At 68.4% G+C, this 20,544-nt stretch carries 18 protein-coding genes; 11 read left to right on the top strand and 7 right to left on the bottom strand.

Annotation, left to right across the window (positions count from 1 at the left end; translation table 11 throughout):
* Positions 1 to 163 precede the first annotated feature (163 nt).
* Positions 164 to 1,567, top strand: coding sequence for a dihydrolipoyl dehydrogenase (gene lpdA, locus AC4H2H_RS11200; protein ID WP_494370890.1), 1,404 nt, complete (start codon positions 164 to 166; stop codon positions 1,565 to 1,567).
* 151 nt (positions 1,568 to 1,718) lie between these two features.
* On the opposite strand, the gene AC4H2H_RS11195 is transcribed toward lpdA, so the two are convergent.
* On the bottom strand, positions 1,719 to 4,268 hold the full coding sequence (locus AC4H2H_RS11195) for a DUF4268 domain-containing protein (protein ID WP_494370889.1): 2,550 nt from the start codon (positions 4,266 to 4,268) through the stop codon (positions 1,719 to 1,721).
* A 154-nt stretch (positions 4,269 to 4,422) separates the two neighbouring features.
* On the opposite strand from AC4H2H_RS11195, the gene AC4H2H_RS11190 reads away from it, so the two are divergent.
* The 6 genes from AC4H2H_RS11190 to AC4H2H_RS11165 all read left to right on the top strand — a co-directional run bounded on the left by AC4H2H_RS11190 (position 4,423) and on the right by AC4H2H_RS11165 (position 11,896).
* On the top strand, positions 4,423 to 5,997 hold the full coding sequence (locus AC4H2H_RS11190) for a type I restriction-modification system subunit M (protein WP_494370888.1): 1,575 nt from the start codon (positions 4,423 to 4,425) through the stop codon (positions 5,995 to 5,997).
* On the top strand, positions 5,994 to 6,668 hold the full coding sequence (locus AC4H2H_RS11185) for a restriction endonuclease subunit S (RefSeq protein WP_494370887.1): 675 nt from the start codon (positions 5,994 to 5,996) through the stop codon (positions 6,666 to 6,668). Before AC4H2H_RS11190 ends, AC4H2H_RS11185 begins: the two co-directional genes overlap by 4 nt.
* Positions 6,661 to 7,245 carry a restriction endonuclease subunit S gene (locus tag AC4H2H_RS11180; protein ID WP_494370886.1) on the top strand — a complete coding sequence of 195 codons (585 nt, stop codon included), beginning with the start codon at positions 6,661 to 6,663 and terminating at the stop codon, positions 7,243 to 7,245. The genes AC4H2H_RS11185 and AC4H2H_RS11180 overlap by 8 nt, the downstream gene beginning before the upstream one ends.
* On the top strand, positions 7,242 to 10,307 hold the full coding sequence (locus AC4H2H_RS11175; protein WP_494370885.1) for a type I restriction endonuclease subunit R: 3,066 nt from the start codon (positions 7,242 to 7,244) through the stop codon (positions 10,305 to 10,307). The genes AC4H2H_RS11180 and AC4H2H_RS11175 overlap by 4 nt, the downstream gene beginning before the upstream one ends.
* Before the next feature lie 99 nt (positions 10,308 to 10,406).
* Positions 10,407 to 10,961 (top strand): type IV toxin-antitoxin system AbiEi family antitoxin domain-containing protein, encoded by a 555-nt coding sequence (locus AC4H2H_RS11170; protein ID WP_494370884.1) that lies wholly within the window; start codon positions 10,407 to 10,409, stop codon positions 10,959 to 10,961.
* Positions 10,958 to 11,896, top strand: a complete 939-nt coding sequence (locus AC4H2H_RS11165; RefSeq protein WP_494370883.1) for a nucleotidyl transferase AbiEii/AbiGii toxin family protein — start codon at positions 10,958 to 10,960, stop codon at positions 11,894 to 11,896. Before AC4H2H_RS11170 ends, AC4H2H_RS11165 begins: the two co-directional genes overlap by 4 nt.
* Before the next feature lie 107 nt (positions 11,897 to 12,003).
* Here the strand turns inward: AC4H2H_RS11165 and AC4H2H_RS11160 are convergent, their stop codons facing one another.
* The gene (locus AC4H2H_RS11160) at positions 12,004 to 12,336 is read right to left on the bottom strand and encodes a DUF3024 domain-containing protein (protein WP_494370882.1); all 333 of its coding nucleotides are present in this window, start codon (positions 12,334 to 12,336) and stop codon (positions 12,004 to 12,006) included.
* Between the two features lie 273 nt (positions 12,337 to 12,609).
* On the opposite strand from AC4H2H_RS11160, the gene AC4H2H_RS11155 reads away from it, so the two are divergent.
* From AC4H2H_RS11155 to AC4H2H_RS11145, 3 genes are read left to right on the top strand one after another with little or no spacing between them, the layout of a single operon-like run.
* Complete coding sequence (locus AC4H2H_RS11155; RefSeq protein WP_494370881.1) at positions 12,610 to 13,479, top strand: CPBP family intramembrane glutamic endopeptidase; 870 nt, start codon at positions 12,610 to 12,612, stop codon at positions 13,477 to 13,479.
* A 9-nt stretch (positions 13,480 to 13,488) separates the two neighbouring features.
* Complete coding sequence (locus tag AC4H2H_RS11150) at positions 13,489 to 14,733, top strand: sensor histidine kinase (RefSeq protein WP_494370880.1); 1,245 nt, start codon at positions 13,489 to 13,491, stop codon at positions 14,731 to 14,733.
* Positions 14,730 to 15,437, top strand: coding sequence for a response regulator (locus tag AC4H2H_RS11145; RefSeq protein ID WP_494370879.1), 708 nt, complete (start codon positions 14,730 to 14,732; stop codon positions 15,435 to 15,437). Before AC4H2H_RS11150 ends, AC4H2H_RS11145 begins: the two co-directional genes overlap by 4 nt.
* A 13-nt stretch (positions 15,438 to 15,450) precedes the next feature.
* Here the strand turns inward: AC4H2H_RS11145 and AC4H2H_RS11140 are convergent, their stop codons facing one another.
* Positions 15,451 to 16,557 (bottom strand): N(5)-(carboxyethyl)ornithine synthase, encoded by a 1,107-nt coding sequence (locus AC4H2H_RS11140; protein ID WP_494370938.1) that lies wholly within the window; start codon positions 16,555 to 16,557, stop codon positions 15,451 to 15,453.
* Between the two features lie 168 nt (positions 16,558 to 16,725).
* On the opposite strand from AC4H2H_RS11140, the gene AC4H2H_RS11135 reads away from it, so the two are divergent.
* Complete coding sequence (locus AC4H2H_RS11135) at positions 16,726 to 17,295, top strand: hypothetical protein (RefSeq protein WP_494370937.1); 570 nt, start codon at positions 16,726 to 16,728, stop codon at positions 17,293 to 17,295.
* Between the two features lie 19 nt (positions 17,296 to 17,314).
* Here the strand turns inward: AC4H2H_RS11135 and AC4H2H_RS11130 are convergent, their stop codons facing one another.
* From AC4H2H_RS11130 to AC4H2H_RS11115, 4 genes are read right to left on the bottom strand one after another with little or no spacing between them, the layout of a single operon-like run.
* On the bottom strand, positions 17,315 to 17,971 hold the full coding sequence (locus AC4H2H_RS11130; RefSeq protein WP_494370878.1) for a TetR/AcrR family transcriptional regulator: 657 nt from the start codon (positions 17,969 to 17,971) through the stop codon (positions 17,315 to 17,317).
* The gene (locus AC4H2H_RS11125; protein ID WP_494370877.1) at positions 17,968 to 18,795 is read right to left on the bottom strand and encodes a tyrosine-protein phosphatase; all 828 of its coding nucleotides are present in this window, start codon (positions 18,793 to 18,795) and stop codon (positions 17,968 to 17,970) included. The genes AC4H2H_RS11130 and AC4H2H_RS11125 overlap by 4 nt, the downstream gene beginning before the upstream one ends.
* Positions 18,792 to 19,703, bottom strand: coding sequence for a phosphonate ABC transporter, permease protein PhnE (gene phnE, locus AC4H2H_RS11120; RefSeq protein WP_494370876.1), 912 nt, complete (start codon positions 19,701 to 19,703; stop codon positions 18,792 to 18,794). Before phnE ends, AC4H2H_RS11125 begins: the two co-directional genes overlap by 4 nt.
* Complete coding sequence (locus tag AC4H2H_RS11115) at positions 19,684 to 20,538, bottom strand: phosphonate ABC transporter ATP-binding protein (protein WP_494370875.1); 855 nt, start codon at positions 20,536 to 20,538, stop codon at positions 19,684 to 19,686. Before AC4H2H_RS11115 ends, phnE begins: the two co-directional genes overlap by 20 nt.
* Between the last annotated feature and the right edge of the window lie 6 nt (positions 20,539 to 20,544).

Below are 20,544 nucleotides of genomic sequence, written 5' to 3'. Positions count from 1 at the left end.
GCGGGCTCAGCGCGGCCGGCGAAGGAGGAGCCGCAGGTGTCGCATCCCGGACATCGTGACCCGCCCGACGGCGCAGGGTCAACCCTCGCGGGCCCCGCAGGTGTGGCGGACGTCGCCCGCGCGGGCGCGCCACGGCCGATCCCGCGCCAGTACGCTTGAGGCCATGGCATCCCACTACGACGTCGTCGTCCTCGGTGCAGGCCCCGGTGGTTACGTGGCCGCGATCCGTGCAGCCCAGCTGGGCCTGTCGGTCGCGGTCGTGGAGGAGAAGTACTGGGGTGGGGTGTGCCTCAATGTGGGCTGCATCCCCTCCAAGGCGCTCCTGCGCAACGCCGAGCTCGCGCACCTGTTCACCCACGACGCGAAGACCTTCGGTATCTCCGGAGAGGTCAGCTTCGACTTCGGCGCGGCGTTCGACCGCTCGCGCACGGTCGCGGAGGGGCGCGTCAAGGGCGTGCACTTCCTCATGAAGAAGAACAAGATCACCGAGTACGACGGCCGCGGCACCTTCCGCGACGCGCACACGCTCGACGTGAAGCTCTCCGACGGCTCGACCGACCAGGTCACGTTCGACGACGTCATCATCGCGACCGGCTCCAAGGTCCGCCTGCTGCCGGGCGTCGAGCTGTCCGAGAACGTCGTCACGTACGAGAAGCAGATCCTCACGCGCGACCTGCCGAAGTCGATCGCCATCGTCGGAGCCGGCGCGATCGGCATGGAGTTCGGCTACGTCCTCAAGAACTACGGCGTGGACGTCACGATCATCGAGTTCCTCGACCGCGCGCTGCCCAACGAGGACGCCGACGTGTCGAAGGAGATCGCCAAGCAGTACAAGAAGCTCGGCGTCAACCTGCTCACCTCGACCGCCGTCCAGACGGTCAAGGACGACGGCACCTCCGTGACCGTCTCCTACAAGGGCGTCAAGGACGACAAGCCGGGCGAGCTCGTCGTCGACAAGGTCCTCATGGCCGTCGGCTTCGCGCCCAACGTCGAGGGCTTCGGCCTCGAGAACACCGGCGTCCAGCTCACCGAGCGCGGCGCCATCGCGATCGACGACGTCATGCGCACCAACGTCGAGCACATCTACGCGATCGGTGACGTCACCGCGAAGCTCATGCTCGCGCACGTCGCCGAGGCGCAGGGCGTCGTCGCGGCCGAGACCATCGGCGGCGCCGAGACCCTCACGCTCGGCGACTACCGCATGATGCCGCGCGCGACGTTCTGCCAGCCGCAGGTCGCGAGCTTCGGCCTCACCGAGCAGCAGGCGCGCGACGAGGGCTACAAGGTCAAGGTCGCGTCGTTCCCCTTCATGGCGAACGGCAAGGCGCACGGCCTCGGCGACCCCGTCGGCTTCGTCAAGCTCATCTCCGACGAGACCTACGGCGAGCTCCTCGGCGGCCACCTCATCGGCCCCGACGTCTCCGAGATGCTGCCCGAGCTCACGCTCGCGCAGAAGTGGGACCTCACCGTCCACGAGGTCGCGCGCAACGTGCACACCCACCCGACGCTGTCCGAGGCCGTCCAGGAGTCGATCCACGGCCTCGCGGGGCACATGATCAACTTCTGATCGACCGGACTGGTCGAGCCGGGCGAGATCGCCTGCCAGAGGCCCGGAGCCGCGGAATGCCGCGGCGCCGGGCCTCCGTCCGTCTGGAGCTTCGTACACAAACGGGGACTGGCACGAGCTTGGGAGGTGGGGATGGATTGCCGGTAGGTGCTCAGAGGTACCGGGGGAACACCGTGGCGAACTTCTCCGCGGTCGCAACGAGCCACTCGACAAGCTGGGCCGCCTGCTCGTCGTCGCGGAAGTCGCCCTGCCGTCGCAGGATTATCCTGCTCGCCTTCCTCGCGGGCAGCTCTTGCCAGTCGAGGGGCGCGCCCACCGCGGCCTCGATCTCCGCTCGCTTGTCGTAGAGGTCGGCGAAGAGCTGCTTGTCGTTCACGATGTACAGCTCGCAGGCAATGGTGGGTGGTGTCCGCGAGCTCACCGTGAGGCCCACGTGCGCGCGTCCCGTACCGATGCTGATGTCGAGCCAGTGCTGAGGTTGGGGCTTTGGCCAGGACTTCACGACCGTGCCGATTGCTTCTCCGAGGTCGCGTACGCGTCCGTAGAACGCGAGCTGTTGGGCCGTGAGGTTGCTCGTGCCACTCGGCACCGGCGACGAGCCGGACGTGCGCCAACCCCCTTCGTCGACGTCGAGGCCAGTGAGTATGGCCAGCTCAGTAGCGTCCGTGAACTGATCCGGAGAGGCATGACCGGCGTCGTCAAAGGTGAGGCCCTCGGACTTGAGATGCTCCATCGGGTCGTCGGTGCGGTCCGGCTCGTGCCAGCGGAACCCGGGGGAGATAGTCCCTCCGGCCTGCAAGACGCGCCACGCGTTCATCATCGGGTAGCTCCCGATGATGCCGGCGACGGGTTGCGGATAGGTGCCGGCGACGATGGCGACCTCGCCGTAGGAGGTCCACCGCCCTGCTGGGATCTCCGCGACGATGGACGCCACCCTGGTGCTGATCGCGGACGGCGCGTCAGCGACGGGCCCGATGACGGCCTCGTCGGGCCCCGGCCACAGTTCGATGATCTTCTCGGCGAGGGCTGCGCCGCGCGCAACGATCTCGGTCGTTCCCCAGGCATCGTGCGCCGCGATCTCCTGGTTCATCCGGAGGCCGCTCTCGGCGAGCATCGACCGCTTGACGCGGAACTCCTTGTTGCTGAGCTCGCTGTTGTACCCGCTGAGGGTGAGGTTTCCCAGCGTGTGCACGATCCGCTCGTGCTCGTACGTGACGTCCGCGTCGTCGGCAAGTCCGGCGGCGAAGTCGTCGCGGACGGCCTCTGTGAGCGTCTGGGGCAGGATGTGCTCGATCGTGAGGTGCGTCGGGTCGACGGCCTCCTTCGATCTGTACGACTCCTCGATCCACTGCAGGATGAGCTTCTTCTGGGCTGCGCGGCCTTGCCAGTAGAACGGAACCGTGCTGGCGGCCTCGCGGACCTGCTTGTCGGTGGCGAAGTACTTGCGTCCGCGGGACAGGAACTCACGGAGCGCTGTATCCACCGGTTCGTCGCCCGAGATGGCGCCGACAGCCTGGAGGAGGGTGCGGTTGAGGCTGGCTGTGGCACGCCCGATGACGATGCGGCGCACGAAGTAGGACTCTAGATATGTCAGCGCCCGCGCGACCTGCTCCGCGGTGGCGGCGCCCGACGCGCGACTGTCGAGGAGTCGCATCACAACGGGATACACGGTGGTCGACCCCCACGCCCGGATCCGGCCGAGGCGCCGCCGAATCTCGGCGTCGCCCTCGCGCGACGGCTGGAGGATCGTCGCCAGGACGTCGCCAAGTGCGGCGACGCGCACGACCTCCGCCTCGATCTCCTCCGCCGTCGTGAACCTCTCCAGCCGCTTCTGCTGGCCGACATAGGTGTCGGCCTGCTTGGCACGTTCGTCGGACTGGACGAGGTCGAGCCAGAACAACAGCTCGAGGTTGTCCGCGCCGAGCTTCCTCTCCAGCGGGAGCCACACGCTGTCGTAGACGGCATCAGCCCGCTCGCCGAGGCGCATGAACAGGTAGTTCTTGAGGAGGTCGGACTGGTTCAGCTGCAGGCCGGTGTTGTTCAGCGACTCGAAGATGCGGTGGGCGTTGTCGCCCGGTTCCGCGGTCACGACGACGATGGCGAGCCCGCGCACGACGGCGTTCTCGATCGCCTCGAGGTCGTATGGGTCGTCCGGGTCGTCCGCCGCCGCGATCTTCGAGCGAAAGTGGTTGTACGCCTCGCCGACAGTGTCTGCGCCGCCCGCGTGCGGGGCGGAGTGCACCACCGCGAGGTACGACTCGCGGTCCGCCTGGGTGGGGAGGACCTTCGTCGGCTTGCCCTTGTCGTACACGTTGACGAGGTACTGCGCGTGCACACCCTCGGCGCGCTCGGGGTCACCCGTCTCGCCCAGGTGGTCGCGCAGCGCTGCGAGGAGCAGGGTGAGAGTCGTCAGCCGTTGCTGCCCGTCGACGACCAGCAGCTTCGAGACACCGACGACGGAGAAGTCCGGGCTCGCGGCGAGGACCAGCGAGCCGATGAAGTGGGTGGCACCCGGTTCGGTCTTGCGCACCTGGGCCAGCTCGACGATGTCGCTCCACAGCTGGTCGAGCTGCTTCGTGCCCCAAGAATAGGTGCGCTGGTACAGCGGGACCTGATACTGCTTCTTGCCCTCGAGCACTCCTGCGAGATTCGTCTCCGTCGCCTTGACCACCGCATGCCTCCGCATCGCCTGCACGTCCACCGCTGGCTCACCGTAGCGGGTGACCGGCGTTCCGTGACCATGACGTGCCGGCTCCGCCGGTAGGGTCAGTGGAGGTAGCTTCCGACGTCCCGGCGGACGGTCCAGGGAGACGTTGCGACGCGCCGACGACGGCGGGTGACAGGAGAATCAGAGCATGAATCGTGAGACCCAGAGGGCCGAGCTGCACAAGACCATCTGGAGGATCGCGAACGACCTCCGCGGCAGCGTGGACGGCTGGGACTTCAAGTCGTACGTCCTCGGGTTCCTGTTCTACCGGTATATCTCCGAGAACCTCACGGCGTACCTGAACGCGGGAGAGCACGAGGCCGGTGTCGCGGACTTCGACTACGCCACGGTCTCCAATGCGGACGTCGACGACCCGGACCTCGTCCGCGAGATCGTGGCAGAGAAGGGGTTCTTCATCCGCCCCTCGGAGCTGTTCGTCAACGTCCGCGCTCGCGCGTCGCGGGACCAGAATCTCAACGAGACCTTGGAGAGGGTCTTCCGCAACATCGAGGCCTCGGCCGTCGGTACCGATGCGGAGGACGACCTCAAGGGCCTGTTCGACGACGTCGACGTCAACTCGAACAAGCTCGGCGCCACGGTGGCCAAGCGCAACGAGAAGCTGGTGAAGCTGCTGGACGCGATCGGTGACCTGAACCTCGGCAACGGCGCGTTCAGCGAGAACAAGATCGACGCGTTCGGTGACGCCTACGAGTTCCTCATGCAGATGTACGCCTCCTCGGCGGGCAAGTCGGGCGGGGAGTACTACACGCCGCAGGAGGTCTCCGAGCTCCTGGCGCGCATCACCGTCGTCGGCAAGACGAGCGTGAACAAGGTGTACGACCCGGCCTGCGGGTCCGGGTCGCTGCTGCTGAAGTACCGCAAGGTGCTCGGCAAGGATGGCGTCCGTCAGGGGTACTTCGGCCAGGAGATCAACCTGACCACGTACAACCTGTGCCGGATCAACATGTTCTTGCACGACGTGAACTACGAGCAGTTCGACATCGCCCACGGCGACACACTCATCGACCCCGCGCACTGGGACGACGAGCCGTTCGAGGCGATCGTCTCCAACCCGCCCTACTCCATCAAGTGGGAGGGCGACGCCAACCCGCTGCTCATCAACGACCCGCGCTACGCCCCGGCCGGTGTGCTCGCCCCGAAGTCCAAGGCGGACCTGGCGTTCACCATGCACATGCTGTCGTGGCTGGCCGTCAACGGGACCGCGGCGATCGTCGAGTACCCCGGCGTGCTCTACCGCGGTGGTGCCGAGCAGAGGATCCGCAAGTACCTCATCGACAACAATTACGTCGACGCTGTCATCCAGCTCCCGCCCGACCTGTTCTTCGGCACCACGATCGCGACCTGCATCATCGTGCTCAAGAAGTCCAAGACCGACAACGCCGCGTTGTTCATCGACGCCTCGGCTGAGTTCGTGCGTGGCGGGAGCAAGAACAAGCTCACCGAATCGAACCAGCAGCGGATCCTCGACGCGTTCACCGCCCGCGAGGACGTCGCCCACTTCGCCCGGCTCGTCGAGAACGAGGCGATCGGCGAGAACGCCTACAACATCTCGGTCTCGTCCTGGGTCGAGGCCGAGGACACCCGCGAAGCCGTCGACATCACGGAGCTCAACGCCCGCATCGCCGGCATCGTCGAACGCCAGGCCACCCTGCGCGAGCAGATCGACGCCATCGTCACCGACCTCGAAGGCGCAGACGCATGAGCCGCATCGACGACCTCATCAGGCGGTACGCACCCGACGGCGTCGAGTACAAGACGCTCGGCGACGTCGGCACGTTCGTGCGCGGCAACGGGCTCCAGAAGAAGGATTTTGTCGAGGAGGGGTTCCCGTGCATCCACTACGGGCAGATCTATACCTACTATGGCACCTCGACGGCCACAACCAAGTCGGCCGTCTCGAATGAATTAGCCGCGCGTCTTCGTAAGGCCAAGCACGGTGACCTCGTCATCGCGACGACGAGCGAAAACATGGACGACGTCGGCAAGGCCGTCGTCTGGCTCGGCGAGGGTGAGATCGCCTTCGGCGGGCATACCAGCATCTACACCCACACACTCGATCCGCTCTACATCGCGTACTTCTTCCAGAGCGAGTCCTTCCAACAGCAGAAGAAGAAGCACGTCAGTGGTACGAAGGTGAAGGAGCTCCCGTTCGCCGGCATGGCGAAGATCAAGGTTCCCGTGCCGCCGACGGAGGTGCAGCAGGAAGTGGTCCGAATCCTTGCGACAATGGAGGCGCTGGAGGCGGAGCTGGAGGCGGAGCTGGAGGCGGAGCTGGAGGCCCGTAGGCAGCAGTATGCCCATTACAGGGATGCTCTCCTGTCGTTCAATGAGAGAGAGAGAGAGAGAGAGAGTCAGGTGGGTCGCGATGAATGACCTCGGGACGTTCGTTCGAGGTCGGCGCTTCACCAAGGAAGACATGGTTGCTGCTGGCATACCGAGCATCCATTACGGCGAGATCTACACGCACTACGGCGTGTATGCGACAAACGTTCGGTCTCATGTCCGTGAGGAGATCGCAGGAAGCCTGCGATTTGCGAAACCGGGGGATGTGGTGATCGCAGGCGTCGGCGAGACGGTCGAGGACGTTGCCAAAGCGGTCGCATGGCTTGGTGACACCGATGTTGCGATCCACGACGACTCCTTCGCGTTCCGCTCGGAGGCGGACCCGACGTACATCGCCTATGTCATGCAGACGGCCGCCTTTCACGCACAGAAGGAGAAGTACGTCGCGCGCGCGAAGGTCAAGCGTGTCGGTGGTCAGAACCTCGGCAAGATCGTCATCCCGGTCCCATCGCTCGACGAGCAGCGGCGGATCGTCGGCATCCTCAACACGTTCGACGCTCTGGTGAACGACTTGTCGTCGGGGCTGCCGGCGGAGATCGAGGCTCGTCGTCAGCAGTACGCGTACTACCGGGACCGGCTGCTGTCGTTCGAGGAGGCCACAGCATGAGCGAGGTCGTCCCCGCGTCGAGTGGATCGTCGCGGTTCGAGCCGATCGCGCTGTCCTCGGAGTCGACGGTCGTCGCGGAGTTCGAGGCCGACCCGGTGGAGGCGACGCGGTACCAGTCGGAGGCCCAACTCGAGGCCGAGTTGATCCGGCTGCTGCAGGAGCAGGCGCATGTGTACCTGCCGATCACGTCCGAGGAGGACCTCGTCGCGAACCTGCGCGTACAGCTCGAGGCGCTGAACCACATCACATTCACCGACGTCGAGTGGGCGCGGTTCTTCGCCGAGAAGATCGCGGGGGAGAGGGATGGGATCGTCGAGAAGACGGTCCGGATCCAGGAGGACCACGTCCAGCTGCTCAAGCGCGACGACGGGACGAGCAAGAACATCACGCTGCTGGACAAGACCCACGTCCACAACAACCGGCTGCAGGTGATCAACCAGTACGAGGTTCCGGGCGGTCCGGCGTCAGACGTGGACGGTCGGCCGCAGCGTGCGAACCGCTACGACGTGACGATCCTCGTCAACGGACTACCGCTGGTGCACGTCGAGCTCAAGCGACGTGGCGTGGACGTCCGTGAGGCGTTCAACCAGATCAGCCGGTACCAACGTGACTCCTTCTGGTCCGGGTCGGGCCTGTTCGAGTACGTCCAGCTCTTCGTGATCTCCAACGGGACGTTGACGAAGTACTACTCGAACACCACCCGCGCCCTGCACCTCGACGAGCAGGGCAAGGCGAAGCGGGGCAAGAAGACGTCGAGCTCGTTCGAGTTCACCTCGTGGTGGGCGGACGCGACGAACCGGCCGATCACGGACCTGGTCGGGTTCACCAAGACGTTCTTCGCCAAGCACTCGCTGCTGAACGTGCTCACGAAGTACTGCGTGCTGACCGCAGACCGGATGCTCCTGGTGATGCGCCCGTACCAGATCGCCGCGACCGAGCGGATCCTCACGCGGATCGAGACCTCGTCGAGCCAGAGGCGGTTCGGCACGCTGTCCGCCGGCGGGTACGTGTGGCACACGACCGGGTCCGGCAAGACGCTGACGTCGTTCAAGACGGCCCAGCTCGCGTCGAGGCTCGGCGATGTGGACAAGGTGCTGTTCGTCGTCGACCGCAAGGATCTGGACTACCAGACGATGCGCGAGTACGACCGGTTCGAGAAGGGCGCGGCGAACTCGAACTCCTCGACGGCGGTCCTCAAGCGTCAGCTCGAAGACCCGTCGGCGCGGATCATCATCACAACGATCCAGAAGCTCTCGACGTTCATCGCGAAGAACAAGGGCCACGCGATCTACGGCGGGGACGTGGTGATCGTCTTCGACGAGTGCCACCGGTCCCAGTTCGGGGACATGCACACCGAGATCACCAAGGCGTTCAAGCGCTACCACCTGTTCGGGTTCACCGGGACGCCGATCTTCACAGCCAACGCAGGCACGGGGCGCAATCCGCTGCTCCGGACCACGGCGCAGGCGTTCGGAGACAAGCTGCACACGTACACGATCGTGGACGCGATCAACGACAAGAACGTGCTGCCCTTCCGCATCGACTACGTCAACACCGTCCAGGTCGGTGCCGTCGACGACAAGCAGGTCACCGCGATCGACACCGAGAAGGCCCTGATCGACTCGGAGCGCATCCGCAGGATCACGCGGTACGTCTTGGAGCACTTCGACCAGAAGACCCGTCGCAACCAGACCTACGCCCTCAAGGACCGGCGAGTGGCGGGGTTCAACGCGCTGTTCGCCACCGCGTCGATCGAGGCGGCCAAGATCTACTACAACATGTTCGGCCGCCTACAGGGGGACCTGCCGGAGGCCAAGCGGTTGAAGGTCGGGTTGATCTACTCCTACGCGGCCAACGAGGCAGAGGACGAGACTGCGGCAGGGCTGCTTGGCGAGGAGCAGTTCGAGACCGACGCGCTGGACGCCCCGTCGCGAGACTTTCTCGAAGACGCGATCCAGGACTACAACGAGATGTTCGGGACGTCGTTCGACACCAACGCGGACGGCTTCCAGAACTACTACCGGGACCTCTCCCTGCGGATGAAGAACCGCGAGATCGACCTGGTCATCGTCGTCAACATGTTCCTGACCGGGTTCGACGCGACGACGATGAACACGTTGTGGGTGGACAAGAACCTTCGGGCGCACGGGCTGATCCAGGCGTACTCGCGGACCAACCGGATCCTCAACTCGGTCAAGACCTACGGCAACATCGTCTCGTTCCGTGACCTCGAAGAGGAGACGAACGACGCCATCGCCTTGTTCGGTAACAAGGACGCGGCAGGGATCGTCCTGCTCAAGCCCTACCAGGAGTACTTCGACGAGTACGCCGCGCAGGTCACCGAGCTGCGCGAGCGGTTCCCGCTCGGCACGCCGATCGTGGGCGAGCAGGCGCAGAAGGACTTCATCGCCCTCTTCGGAGCGCTGTTGCGGTTGCGCAACATCCTGGTGTCGTTCGACGACTTCGCCGGCAACCAGATCCTGTCGGACCGGGACCTGCAGGACTACCAGTCGATCTACCTGGACCTCGACCAGTCCTTCCGCCGCACTACAGCAGCGGAGAGGGAGTCGATCAACGACGACGTCGTGTTCGAGATCGAGCTGATCAAGCAGGTCGAGATCAACGTCGACTATATCCTCGTGCTCGTCGAGCAGTATCGGGAGTCCAAGGGCGACGGCGACGACAGGGAGATCAGGGCGACCATCGACCGTGCCATCGACTCGAGCCCGTCCCTGCGCAACAAGAAGGACCTCATCGAGGAGTTCGTCGACCGCCTGTCCGTGGACGAAAACGTCGCCGACGAGTGGCGCGCCTATGTCGCGGCCAGGCGCGAGGCCGAGCTCGAGCGGATCATCGCGGAGGAGAACCTCAAGCCGGACGAGGCGCGTGCCTTCGTCGAGCGCGCGTTCCGCGACGGGCAGGTCAAGGCCACCGGCACCGCCGTCACCACGATCCTGCCGCCCGTGTCGAGGTTCGCCAAGAACGCCGGCCGCTCGACGAAGAAGCAGACCGTCCTCGACAAGCTGACCGCGTTCTTCGAGCGCTTCTTCGACCTGGCGTGAGCACCACCTGCTGTCCGGGGCCCCTGGGTGAGGCCACGGGACTTGTTGCTTACCGTAGTCAGGTCTAGCCTTCCTGTATACGGTGAGGAGAGTGGCGGGATGTCGGTCCTGACGATCGAGTCGGCACGTGCGGCCGGCCTGCGCAAGGACGAGGTCTACCGGATGGCCCGAGCGGGTGAGCTGGAGCGGATCGGATTCGGCGTGTACATCCGGCCCGGCGAGGTGGACCCCACGGTGGTATCGCTCGCGGGCGCCACGGCGGTCAAGCCTGCCGCGACGATGTGCCTGACGAGCGCACTGGTGCACCACGGGTTGAGCGACGAGATCCCGCTCGCGACCGACATCGCACTGCCGCGGGGTACCAGGTTTCCCGCGGGCTTCGAGCATGTGACATGGCACGCCTTCGGGAAGGCGACGTTCGAGGTGGGTCGCGTCGCCATGGCGGAGCACCCCGACCTGACGGTGTACTCGGCAGAGCGGACCATCGTCGACTCGTTCCGGATATCGCACCTCGAGGGAATCGACCAGGCGCACGAGGCGCTGCGTCGTTGGGTGCGCCGTCCGACGAGCTCGCCTGCGGACCTCCTCCGCACCGCACAGCACTTCCCACGGACCGTCAGCGCCATCCGCGAAGCGCTCCAGGTGCTGCTGTGAGCCCGAACCCGACACGCGAGACACCAGCGGGCCGCGCGTACAACGACCTGCGCAACCTCGCGAAGGCGCAGGGGCGCGATCCGGCGGAGTACCTGGCGCTGTACGCGCTCGAAGGATTCCTGACCCGCCTCGCCGCCTCAGGCCGTCGCGATGATTTCGTGCTCAAGGGCGGCGTGCTCCTTGCGGCTTTTGCAGCGCGTCGGCCCACCCGTGACATCGACCTGGCCGCCGCGGGGTTCCCCAACGACGTCGACGACGTCGAGCGCCGGGTGCGGGAGATCCTGACCCTCGACGTCGTCGACGGTCTGGAGTTCGAGGCGGGGACGCTCCGCAGCGAGACCATCCGCGACGAGGCGGAATACACCGGCGTACGTGTCCACCTGGTTGCAGCCGTGTCGAAGGCGCGGGTCCCGATCCATGTCGACGTCAACTTTGGCGACCCGATCTGGCCGGCGCCGCAGACGACGACGGTGCCACTGCTCCTCGGGGGCGAGGTGGAGCTGAAGGGCTACCCGGCGCACATGGTCCTCGCGGAGAAGATCGTCACCGCGATCGACCGGGGCGCGGCGAACACGCGATGGCGTGACTTCGTCGACATCGCCTCGATCAGTCAGACTCAGACGATCGCCGCGGGCGATCTCGTCACCGCGATCAGCGTCGTGGCGGATCATCGGCACGTCGAGCTCCGAACCCTCGGGGAGTCACTCGCCGGGATGGCTGAGATCGCGCAGTCGCGGTGGAGCGCGTGGCGGCGCAAGCAGCGTCTCGCCAGCACCACGCCGGAGAGCTTTCAGGCCCTGCTCGACGAGGTCGAGGCGTTCGCGGAGCCTGCCCTGGACGGCTCGGCCAGTGGTCTCACGTGGCAGCCGCCAGTGCGCACCTGGGTGCGCGAGTCGCCCATCGGAGGCAAGCCCAGCGATCCATCGCCTGGATAGAAACCTGGCAGGCGTCAGTCGAGTGTGAGTGAGTCGTATCCACGCCGAGGCCGGTCCCGATCCGTCCTCGAGCTGCCATGGACATTCCTCGGACGCCCCGGAGAGCCTCAACCCCAGAAGATCGGGTCCTCGTGGCTGCCGATGTAGTCGAGCAGGCCCTGGACGTTCTTCGTCGGCCGCTTGCGCTTGTACTCGTGAAACTTCAAGTTTCTGTCACGCCAGTAGATGCTCCACTGCCCAGTCACCGCGGTGTACCGCAGCCGCGCGACCGGGAAGCGGGTCCAGTCGCCCTGGCCGTCCCACGGTGGGTGCGTCTCGATGATCGTCACGTGGCGGTCGGCGATCTCGGCCTCGACGCGCACCTGGTCCCAGAGGTGCTCGGGAACCTGCTCCCGGCACCACCGTCCGATGCGCAGCAGGTCGGCCTCGGGCATCGTCATGCTCGTCATTCTGGATGACGGCGCCGGCGGGCACACGCGAGAACGTCCCGCCTCGCGGCACGATGTCCAGAGAGGGGTACCCGAGGAATCGAGGCGTTCGGCGACGCGAGCCGGTTCGCCGCCTCGAGCGTGGGCCTGGCGAGCCGAAGGCAAGCCCATCCCCCGGGAGAGCTACCCGGGCTGCTCGCCTGCGGGTGATTCGCCCGTGTACGTGCGCTTCTAGCGTTGTTGCTGGTCGCCGATCCGGGCGGCCGCGCAGCGACGGAGGACCTCATGAGCACGACGACCACGGAACCCCTGCCGGACACTCAGAACGGTGATGGGGGTCGCCGGGCAGCCCGCTTCTTCCGGCACCCCCTGACGTGGATGCTGATCGGTGTGGTCGGTGTCGGCGTCGTCGCGGGCCTGACGGCGCCGGCCGAGCCGTTCCTGCTGCTCCCCGTGCTCGGCGCGGCGCTCGCGGTCGTCGTCTACCGGGTGGTCATGCGCTACGTCGCCCGACGCCGCACGCCCGAGATCGCCGCCCGTCGCGCCGTGCCCGAGGCGCTGCTGGGTGCTGCGGTCGGGCTGGGCTTCGTGGGGGCGTCCGCGTCCGTCGTCGCGGCGCTCGGCGGCTACACGTTCCGCGTCGCGGACGTCGACCTCCTCGCCGTGGTGGCGCCGATCGTCGCGGTCACCGTCGGCGTCGCGGTCACCGAGGAGCTCATGTTCCGCGGCTTCGCGCTCCAGGCCCTCGAGCGTCTGCTCGGCAGCTGGGTCGCGCTGGTCATCACGGCCCTGTTCTTCGGCCTGACGCACCTGTTCAACCCGGGCGCGACCCTGTGGAGCTCACTGGCCATCGCGATCGAGGCCGGTGGCCTCCTCGGCGCCGCGTTCCTCTGGCGTCGCAACCTCTGGTTCGTCATCGGTCTGCACTTCGCCTGGAACGCCACGGTCGCGCTGCTCGGCATCCCGGTCTCGGGTCACGCCGCTCCGGGCCTGCTGGTCGCGGACGTCTCCGGGGCGCCCGCGCTGACCGGCGGCGCGTTCGGCATCGAGGGATCCGTGGTGACCGTCGCGCTCGGTGTGCTGATCGCCGTCCCGATGCTCGAGCTCGCCCGGCGCCGTGGGACGCTGGTCCCTGCCCGCCGCCGTCGCCCGTAGGCTCGGGACGTGCCTGCCACCTCCGCCGACGTCCAGGGCGCGCACCCCGCTTCGTCGCCTCGGCGGTGGCACGTGAGCCGACAGGACGCCTGGGACGCGCTGCTGGCGGTGTCCCTCGCGGGGCTCGGGTTCGTCCCGACGCTGTCGACGATCGGCGTCGAGCTCGGAGACCTGCCCGAGCGGCCGGCGGACGCGCTGGCCGCGACGCTCCTCCTCGCGCAATGCCTGCCCCTCGCGCTCCGGCGCCGCAGACCCGGGGCGTGCCTCGTCGTCGTGGGTGCAGCGTTCGCCGCGGACCAGGTCCTGTCGTACCCGTCGACGTTCGCGGGAGTCGGCCTCTATGTCGCGCTGTACACCGCCGGGGCCCATCTGGTGCGGTTCCGGCGGGGTGTCGCCGCCCTGGTGACCGGGGGCTACGTCGTCTTCGCGGCCACGCTGTCCGCCCTCGGTTCGCCCAACCGGCTTCCGGCGTTCCTCGCGTTCTACCTCGTCCTGGTGGTGATCTGGATGGCCGGCACGGGGGTGCGTCGCTGGCGGGCCGAGGAGGTCGAACGCCGACGGCTGGCCACCGCCGTCGCGACGTCCGAGGAGCGAGCCCGGATCGCGCGGGAGCTGCACGACGTCGTCACCCACCACGTGACGGCGATGGTGGTCCAGGCCGACGCCGCGCAGTACCTCCTGCCCGCGACGCCGGACCGTGCGGCCGAGGGCCTCGTCGCGATCAGCGGGACGGGACGACGCGCCCTGACCGAGCTCCGGTACCTCCTGGGCGTGCTCGAGGCGACCGGCGAGACGGCGCCTGCCGGGCGGGCGCCGACCCTCGGCCGGGTGAGCGACCTCGTCGAGCAGGCGCGCCGGTCGGGCCAGCCGGTGGAGTGGACGGAGGACCGCGAGCGCCGACCTCTGCCCGACGCCGTCGAGCTCGCCGCCTACCGGGTGGTGCAGGAGGGGCTGACCAACGCGCTCAAGCACGCTCCCGGGCGCCCGACCGCCGTCCGCCTGCGGTACGACGCCGAGCACGTCGAGACCGAGGTGACCACGGGCGGGCCTGTTCCGTCGGACAGCACGTCTCCCGTCCCGTCGGCAGCCGGGCCGGCCGGCGAGCCGGCGGTCCCGCCTGCCGGCCGCGGACTCGCCGGGCTCCGCGAACGTGTCAGCGTCCTCGACGGGCACCTGGAGGCGGGCCCGACGCCCGACGGCGGGTTCCGCGTGCGCGCCCTGATCCCGACCACCCCCACCAGGAGCAGCTCATGACCGTCGCGCCGTCGGAGGTACCGTCCCCGATCCGCGTCCTCGTCTGCGAGGACCAGGAGCTCGTGCGGATCGGGTACGTCACGATCTTCTCTGCGCAGGCCGACATGGAGGTCGTCGGCGAGGCGGAGGACGGGCGGGCTGCCGTCGAGGCCGTGCGCCGGCTCCGCCCCGACGTCGTGGTCATGGACATCCGGATGCCCGTGCTGGACGGCCTCGAGGCGACGCGGCAGATCGCGGGCCCGGACGTCGAGACGCCGGCCAAGGTGCTGGTGGTGACCACCTTCAACGTCGACGAGTACGTCTACGAGGCGCTGCGCGCCGGGGCGAGCGGGTTCCTGCTCAAGGACGCTCCACCCCCGGAGCTGATCGAGGGCGTCCGGACGGTCGCCCGGGGCGAGTCCCTGCTCGCCCCCACCGTCACCCGCGCGCTCATCGGACGTTACGCCGAGCGGGTGCGCCCGACCGACACGTCCCGGCGGGCCAGGGACGAGGTCGTCCGGGTCCTGACCCCGCGCGAGCGGGAGGTGCTCGAGCAGCTCGCCGCCGGGCTGTCCAACGCGGAGATCGCGAGAGAGCTCGTCATCACCCCGGAGACGGTCAAGACGTACGTGTCGCGGATCCTGGCCAAGCTCGGGCTGCGCGACCGGGTGCAGGCGGTGGTGCTCGCCTACCAGGTGGGCCTGGTCGCGCCGACCGGCCAGTGACGACCCGCCACGGCTAGGCGGTCAGCGCGTGCGGGAAGACCTGCTCGCGACCCTGAAAGCTCAGGATGCTCTCGTTGGTGACCACCCCGTCGTGGATCTCGATCGCACCCGAGATGGTGAGGCTCTTCGCCCAGGAGGCCGGACCCTCCATGACGGTGCGCAGGAACGGCAGGACCGCCTCGCTGATCTCCCACGTGGCCGAGTTCCACAGGTACGACGGGCTGTGGTCGACCGCGTAGTAGTTCACGCCGTGCCCGACGGTGAACATCGGCTCGTCGAAGGTGGTGGGCCTCGCCCACTCGAAGCCCATCCTCTCGTCGCACGAGACGTCGATGATCAGGCTGCCGGTGGCGAACCCCTCCAGATCCTCGGTCCGCAGGTAGGTCAGCGGTGCGGCGACGTCCTGGAGCGTGCAGTTGACGACGATGTCGTGCGAGGCCAGGAACTCCGGGAGCACGACCTCGCCGTCCTGCGTGAGGACCGTGCTGAGGTGGGTCGCGCCCTCGTCGGTGTTGAGCTGGATGATGTGCGCGGCGTGGATCGGCGAGCCGACCGCCGCGACACCGCGCTGCGTGAGCACCTGGACGTCGTGGACCCCGTGCGCGTTGAGCGCGGTCACGGCACCACGGGCCGTCGCCCCGAAGCCGATGACGACGGCGCTCAACCGTGGCCCGTAGTCACCGGTCGAGCCGACGAGGCGCAGCGCGTGGAGCACGGAGCAGTAGCCCGCGAGCTCGTTGTTCTTGTGGAACACGTGCAGCGCGTGCTCGCCTCGACGAGTCCAGTGATGCATCGCCTCGAACGCGATCAGCGTGAGCCGACGGTCGATGGCCGTCTGCGTCATGCCGGCGTCCTGCACGCAGTGCGGCCACCCCCACAGGACGCGGCCCTCGGGGATCGCGGCCACGTCGGCCGCCTGAGGTTTGGGCAGGAGCAGCACGTCGGCGGAGGCGATCACCTCGGAGCGTTCCGCGACCCTGCCCACGCGCGACTCGACGTAACCGGGCTCCAGCTGGAAGTCGGCGCCGTAGCCGCGCTCGACGGTCATCCGCGCGCGCACGTCCGGGTCGATCCGGTCCAGGTGACGTGGGTGGATCGGGAGCCGCCGCTCGTTCTCCATCGAGGAGCCCGCGAGCAGCCCGAGGGTGAGCAGGTCGGTGCTCGGTGAGGCGCCCTGCGGTGACTCGGCAGGAAGGGCCAGGGACAGTGGAGCGGCGCCGGACATCCGGACTCCCATCATCGGGGAACCAAGGTCAGCTCCGGTCTCGACTGTACGCCGACTCGGGACCTGTCAGGTCCGGCGTCAGACGGGCAGGGGAGAGGATGGGAGCGGGGATCGACCCGAGAAGGAGACCCATGCCCGCGCCCACGACGCCCACCCGCCACTTCGTCACCGGTCTCCCCTCGAGCTGCACCTGCACCTCGAGGGGACGCTCGAGCCCGACCTCAAGCTGCGGCTCGCGCAGCGGAACGGGATCGATCTCGGCCAGACGACGGTCGAGGAGGTGCGCACGGCATCGACGCGCACCTCGTCCTGTGCTTCCTGCGCGACCACTCGGCAGAAAGTGCGGCCGAGACGCTGGAGGCTTCCGTGCCGTTCCAGGACAAGATCCTGGGCGTCGGGCTCGACTCGGACGAGCGCGGCAACCCGCCGCAGAAGTTCGCCGAGGTGTTCGCGCGTGCCCGTGAGCTCGGGTACTGGCTGACCATGCACTGCGACATCGACCAGGTCGGGAGCATCGGCAACATCCGCACGGTGCTCGACGAGATCGGCGTGGACCGGGTGGACCACGGGACGAACGTCGTCGAGGACCCGGCGCTCGTCGACGTCGTACGCTCGCGGAGGCGGCGGATCTGACCACGGCGGAGGTCGATCGCTACGTCGCGGCATACGAGCCGCCGACCGCCTGAGGGTCGACGCGCATGCCGCGCCACGCCGTCCGGACGGCCTCGCGGCAGCGTGCGACGGCGTCCGGGTCGTCGAGAGCGACGCCGCGCACGACGTACTGGTAGTAGAAGACGCCGTTGAGGAGGTCGATGCAGGCGTCGACGTCGAGATCATCGCGCAGGACCCCTCGGTCGATCCCCGCCTGCAGGACCGCGACCAGCCCGGCTCGCCGACGCGAGACGTGCGAGCGCCAGTAGGCCTGCGCGAGCTTGCGGTCGGTCATCGCGAGGCGCAGGCGCAGGCGGAAGCGCTGCTCGGTGTACCCGCGGCCGGCGGCCTGTGCGGTCGGCGCGAACGCCGCCAGCAGGTTCTCGAGCAGGTCGCCCTCGAGCGGGATCACGTACGGCTCCCGTCCGCGGTCCAGAGCCGCCGCGACGAGGTCGGTGATGCTGGGCCACCGCCGGTAGATGGCCGCGCGGCTGACGCCGCTCTGCTCGACCACCCGATTGAGGGTGATCTCCTCGCCCCGTTCCACGAGCGCGACGGCGGCGTCGAGGATGCGCTCGTCGTGACCCTCGGCACGGGGGCGACCAGGGCCGCGACGCGCAGTCGCGGCCCCGGGCTGCTCGGCTCCGACCGCGCTCACGCCGCCGTCGGGACGACGGCGGTCTCGCCGAGCGCGCGCTCGCGCAGCCGCGCGACGAGGCCGGCCGTGAGCCCTGCCGCGCGCAGCGGTGCGAGCGGGTCGCCGTGCCGCTCGGCGAGCGCCGCGAAGAGCTCGCGCATCGGCGCGTCGGAGAACTCGGTGCGGACGGCGGCTCGCGCGGCCTCGTCGAGGTCGAGCCCGAACCGCTGCATCAGCGGCTGCATCAGGGGCGCGATGCGCGCCATGATGGCGGCCGAGTTCTCGCCCGTGCGCGCGTAGTCCCCGACGATGTCGTCCTGCTCGGCGCCGAGAGCCAGCAGCAGCGACGCCGCGAGGACGCCCGTGCGGTCCTGGCCCGCGGCGCAGTGGAAGGCGACGGCGCCCGGCGCGTGGGCGATGATCGCGAGCGACGTGACGATCTGCGCGGCTGCGCCCTCGAACATCCGCAGGTAGAGGCGGCCGAACCGGCTCTGGTCGATCATGTCTGCCACGTCGCCCGCACGGTCCGAGGGCATGCCGATGTTCGCCATGAACGGCACGTGGTGGTACGTCACCGTCGGGTGGACACCGAGCGGGCCGCGGCCGGTGAGGGCGACCTCGTCGGCCGAGCGCAGGTCGATCACGGCGCGCAGCCCGCCCGCGACGAGCCGCTGGGCGTCCGCCTCGGTGACGATCGCGAGATCGTCGGCGCGGACGGCGAAGCCCTCACGGACGGCGCCGCCGGGGACGGGGATCCCACCGAGGTCGCGGAGGTTGACGGGGGAGCTCAGGACGAGGTCCGCCGGGACGGCGGACGTGTCGACGGAGGTGTCGGTGAGGGTCACGTGATCTTCCTTCGGATGACGGCGCTGGCCTGGTCGATGACCGTGACCAGCACGATGATGCAGATGACGATCGCGGACAGGTGCCCGTAGTCGTACATCTTCATGGCGGTGGTGAGCTCCAGGCCGATGCCTCCGGCACCGACCATGCCGAGGATGGTCGCGCCGCGGACGTTGCCCTCGAAGAGCAGCAGCGTGTACGACACGAGCAGCGGCCCGGCCTGCGGCAGGACGCCGTACTGCACGACCTGACGCCTCGAGGCCCCGACGGCCTCCATCGCGACCACGGGTCCGTCGTCGACGGACTCCATGGCCTCGGCGAAGACCTTGCCGATCGAACCGATGGAGCCGACGGTCATCGCGAGGATGCCCGCGAACGGGCCGAGGCCCACGGCGGAGACGAACATGAGGGCGAACACCAGGTCCGGGAGCGAGCGGATGATGTTCATGACCCAGCGGGTCGGGTAGTACAGCCATCTCGGGGCGATGTTCGACGCGGCGCCGAACGCGACGACGAGGGAGAGCACGGCGCCGAGCACCGTGCCGACGATCGCCATCTGGAGCGTCTCGACGAGGAGCTCGAGGATCACGTCGAGCTGGTCCCACGTGGGCGGGAACATGCGCGAGAGGAACTCGCCCATGTTGGCCGCTCCCTCGCCGAGCTTCGCGAAGTCGAACTCCGCCCCGACGAACGACCACACGAGCAGGACGAGCGCGATCGGGACGCCGAGCATGAACCGCGCGCGGGGCACCCGGAAGGCGCGCTCGAGGCGTTCGCGCTCGCGCGGGTCGAGCTGAGGACGGTCGGCGGCCCGACCGCGCGGTGGGCTCTTCGACGACGAGGTGGTTGCGAGGTGCGCGTCGGCGCCGGGCGAGGCCCCGGGCGTCGTCTCAGGCGAGGTCAGCGTCATGGCCGTCCCCCTCGTCGTCGTGGGCGTAGAGCGCGTCGAGCTGCCCGGCGTCCAGGTCGCCGGTCGGCGCGCTGACGATCACCTCGCCGTGCCGCAGCCCGACGATGCGGTCGGAGTGCTCCAGGGCGAGCGGCAGCACGTGCAGGCTGACGAGGACCGGGATGCCGTCCTCGCGGGCGATCTCGTGCAGCAGGTCGAGCACCGAGCGCGACATCGTCGGGTCGAGGGACGCGACCGGCTCGTCGGCGAGGAGGAGCCGAGGCTGCTGCATCAGCGCACGGGCGATCGCGACGCGTTGCTGCTGCCCACCCGACAGCGTCCGGGCCTGGTCCGGGGCCTTGTGCGCGATCCCGACGCGGTCGAGCAGCTCCAGGGCACGCGTGCGGTGCGCGCTGGTGAACCCACCGCCGAGGTTGATCGGCCCGGCGTCGTGCAGGGCGCCCGTGAGCACGTTCGTCAGCACGCTGAGCCGGCCCACCAGGTTGAACTGCTGGAAGATCTGGCCGACGGACGCCCGCAGGCTGCGCAGCTGCCCGCGCCGCAGGTTCGTCAGGTCGTAGCCCGCGACGCGCACCGAGCCGGCGTTCACCGGTGCGAAACCGGTGAGGCTCTTCATGAGCGTCGACTTGCCCGACCCGGAGGAACCGAGGAGCGCGACCATCTCGCCGGGGTACAGGTCGAGGTCGACGCCGTCGAGCACGAGGGGACCGTCACCGTAGGCGACCTGGAGGTCGCGCACCGCGACGAGGGGGAGCCGTGGACCGCCGTCGGCCGCAGGGGGGTCGCCCGCCGTGGCCGTGGGGCCGGGGAGAGTGGTCCCGGGGCTGGTCGTCATCGTCGG

This window comes from Cellulosimicrobium sp. BMG9.22 (assembly GCF_059159975.1).
This window is presented reverse-complemented; position numbering and strand designations above follow the sequence as displayed.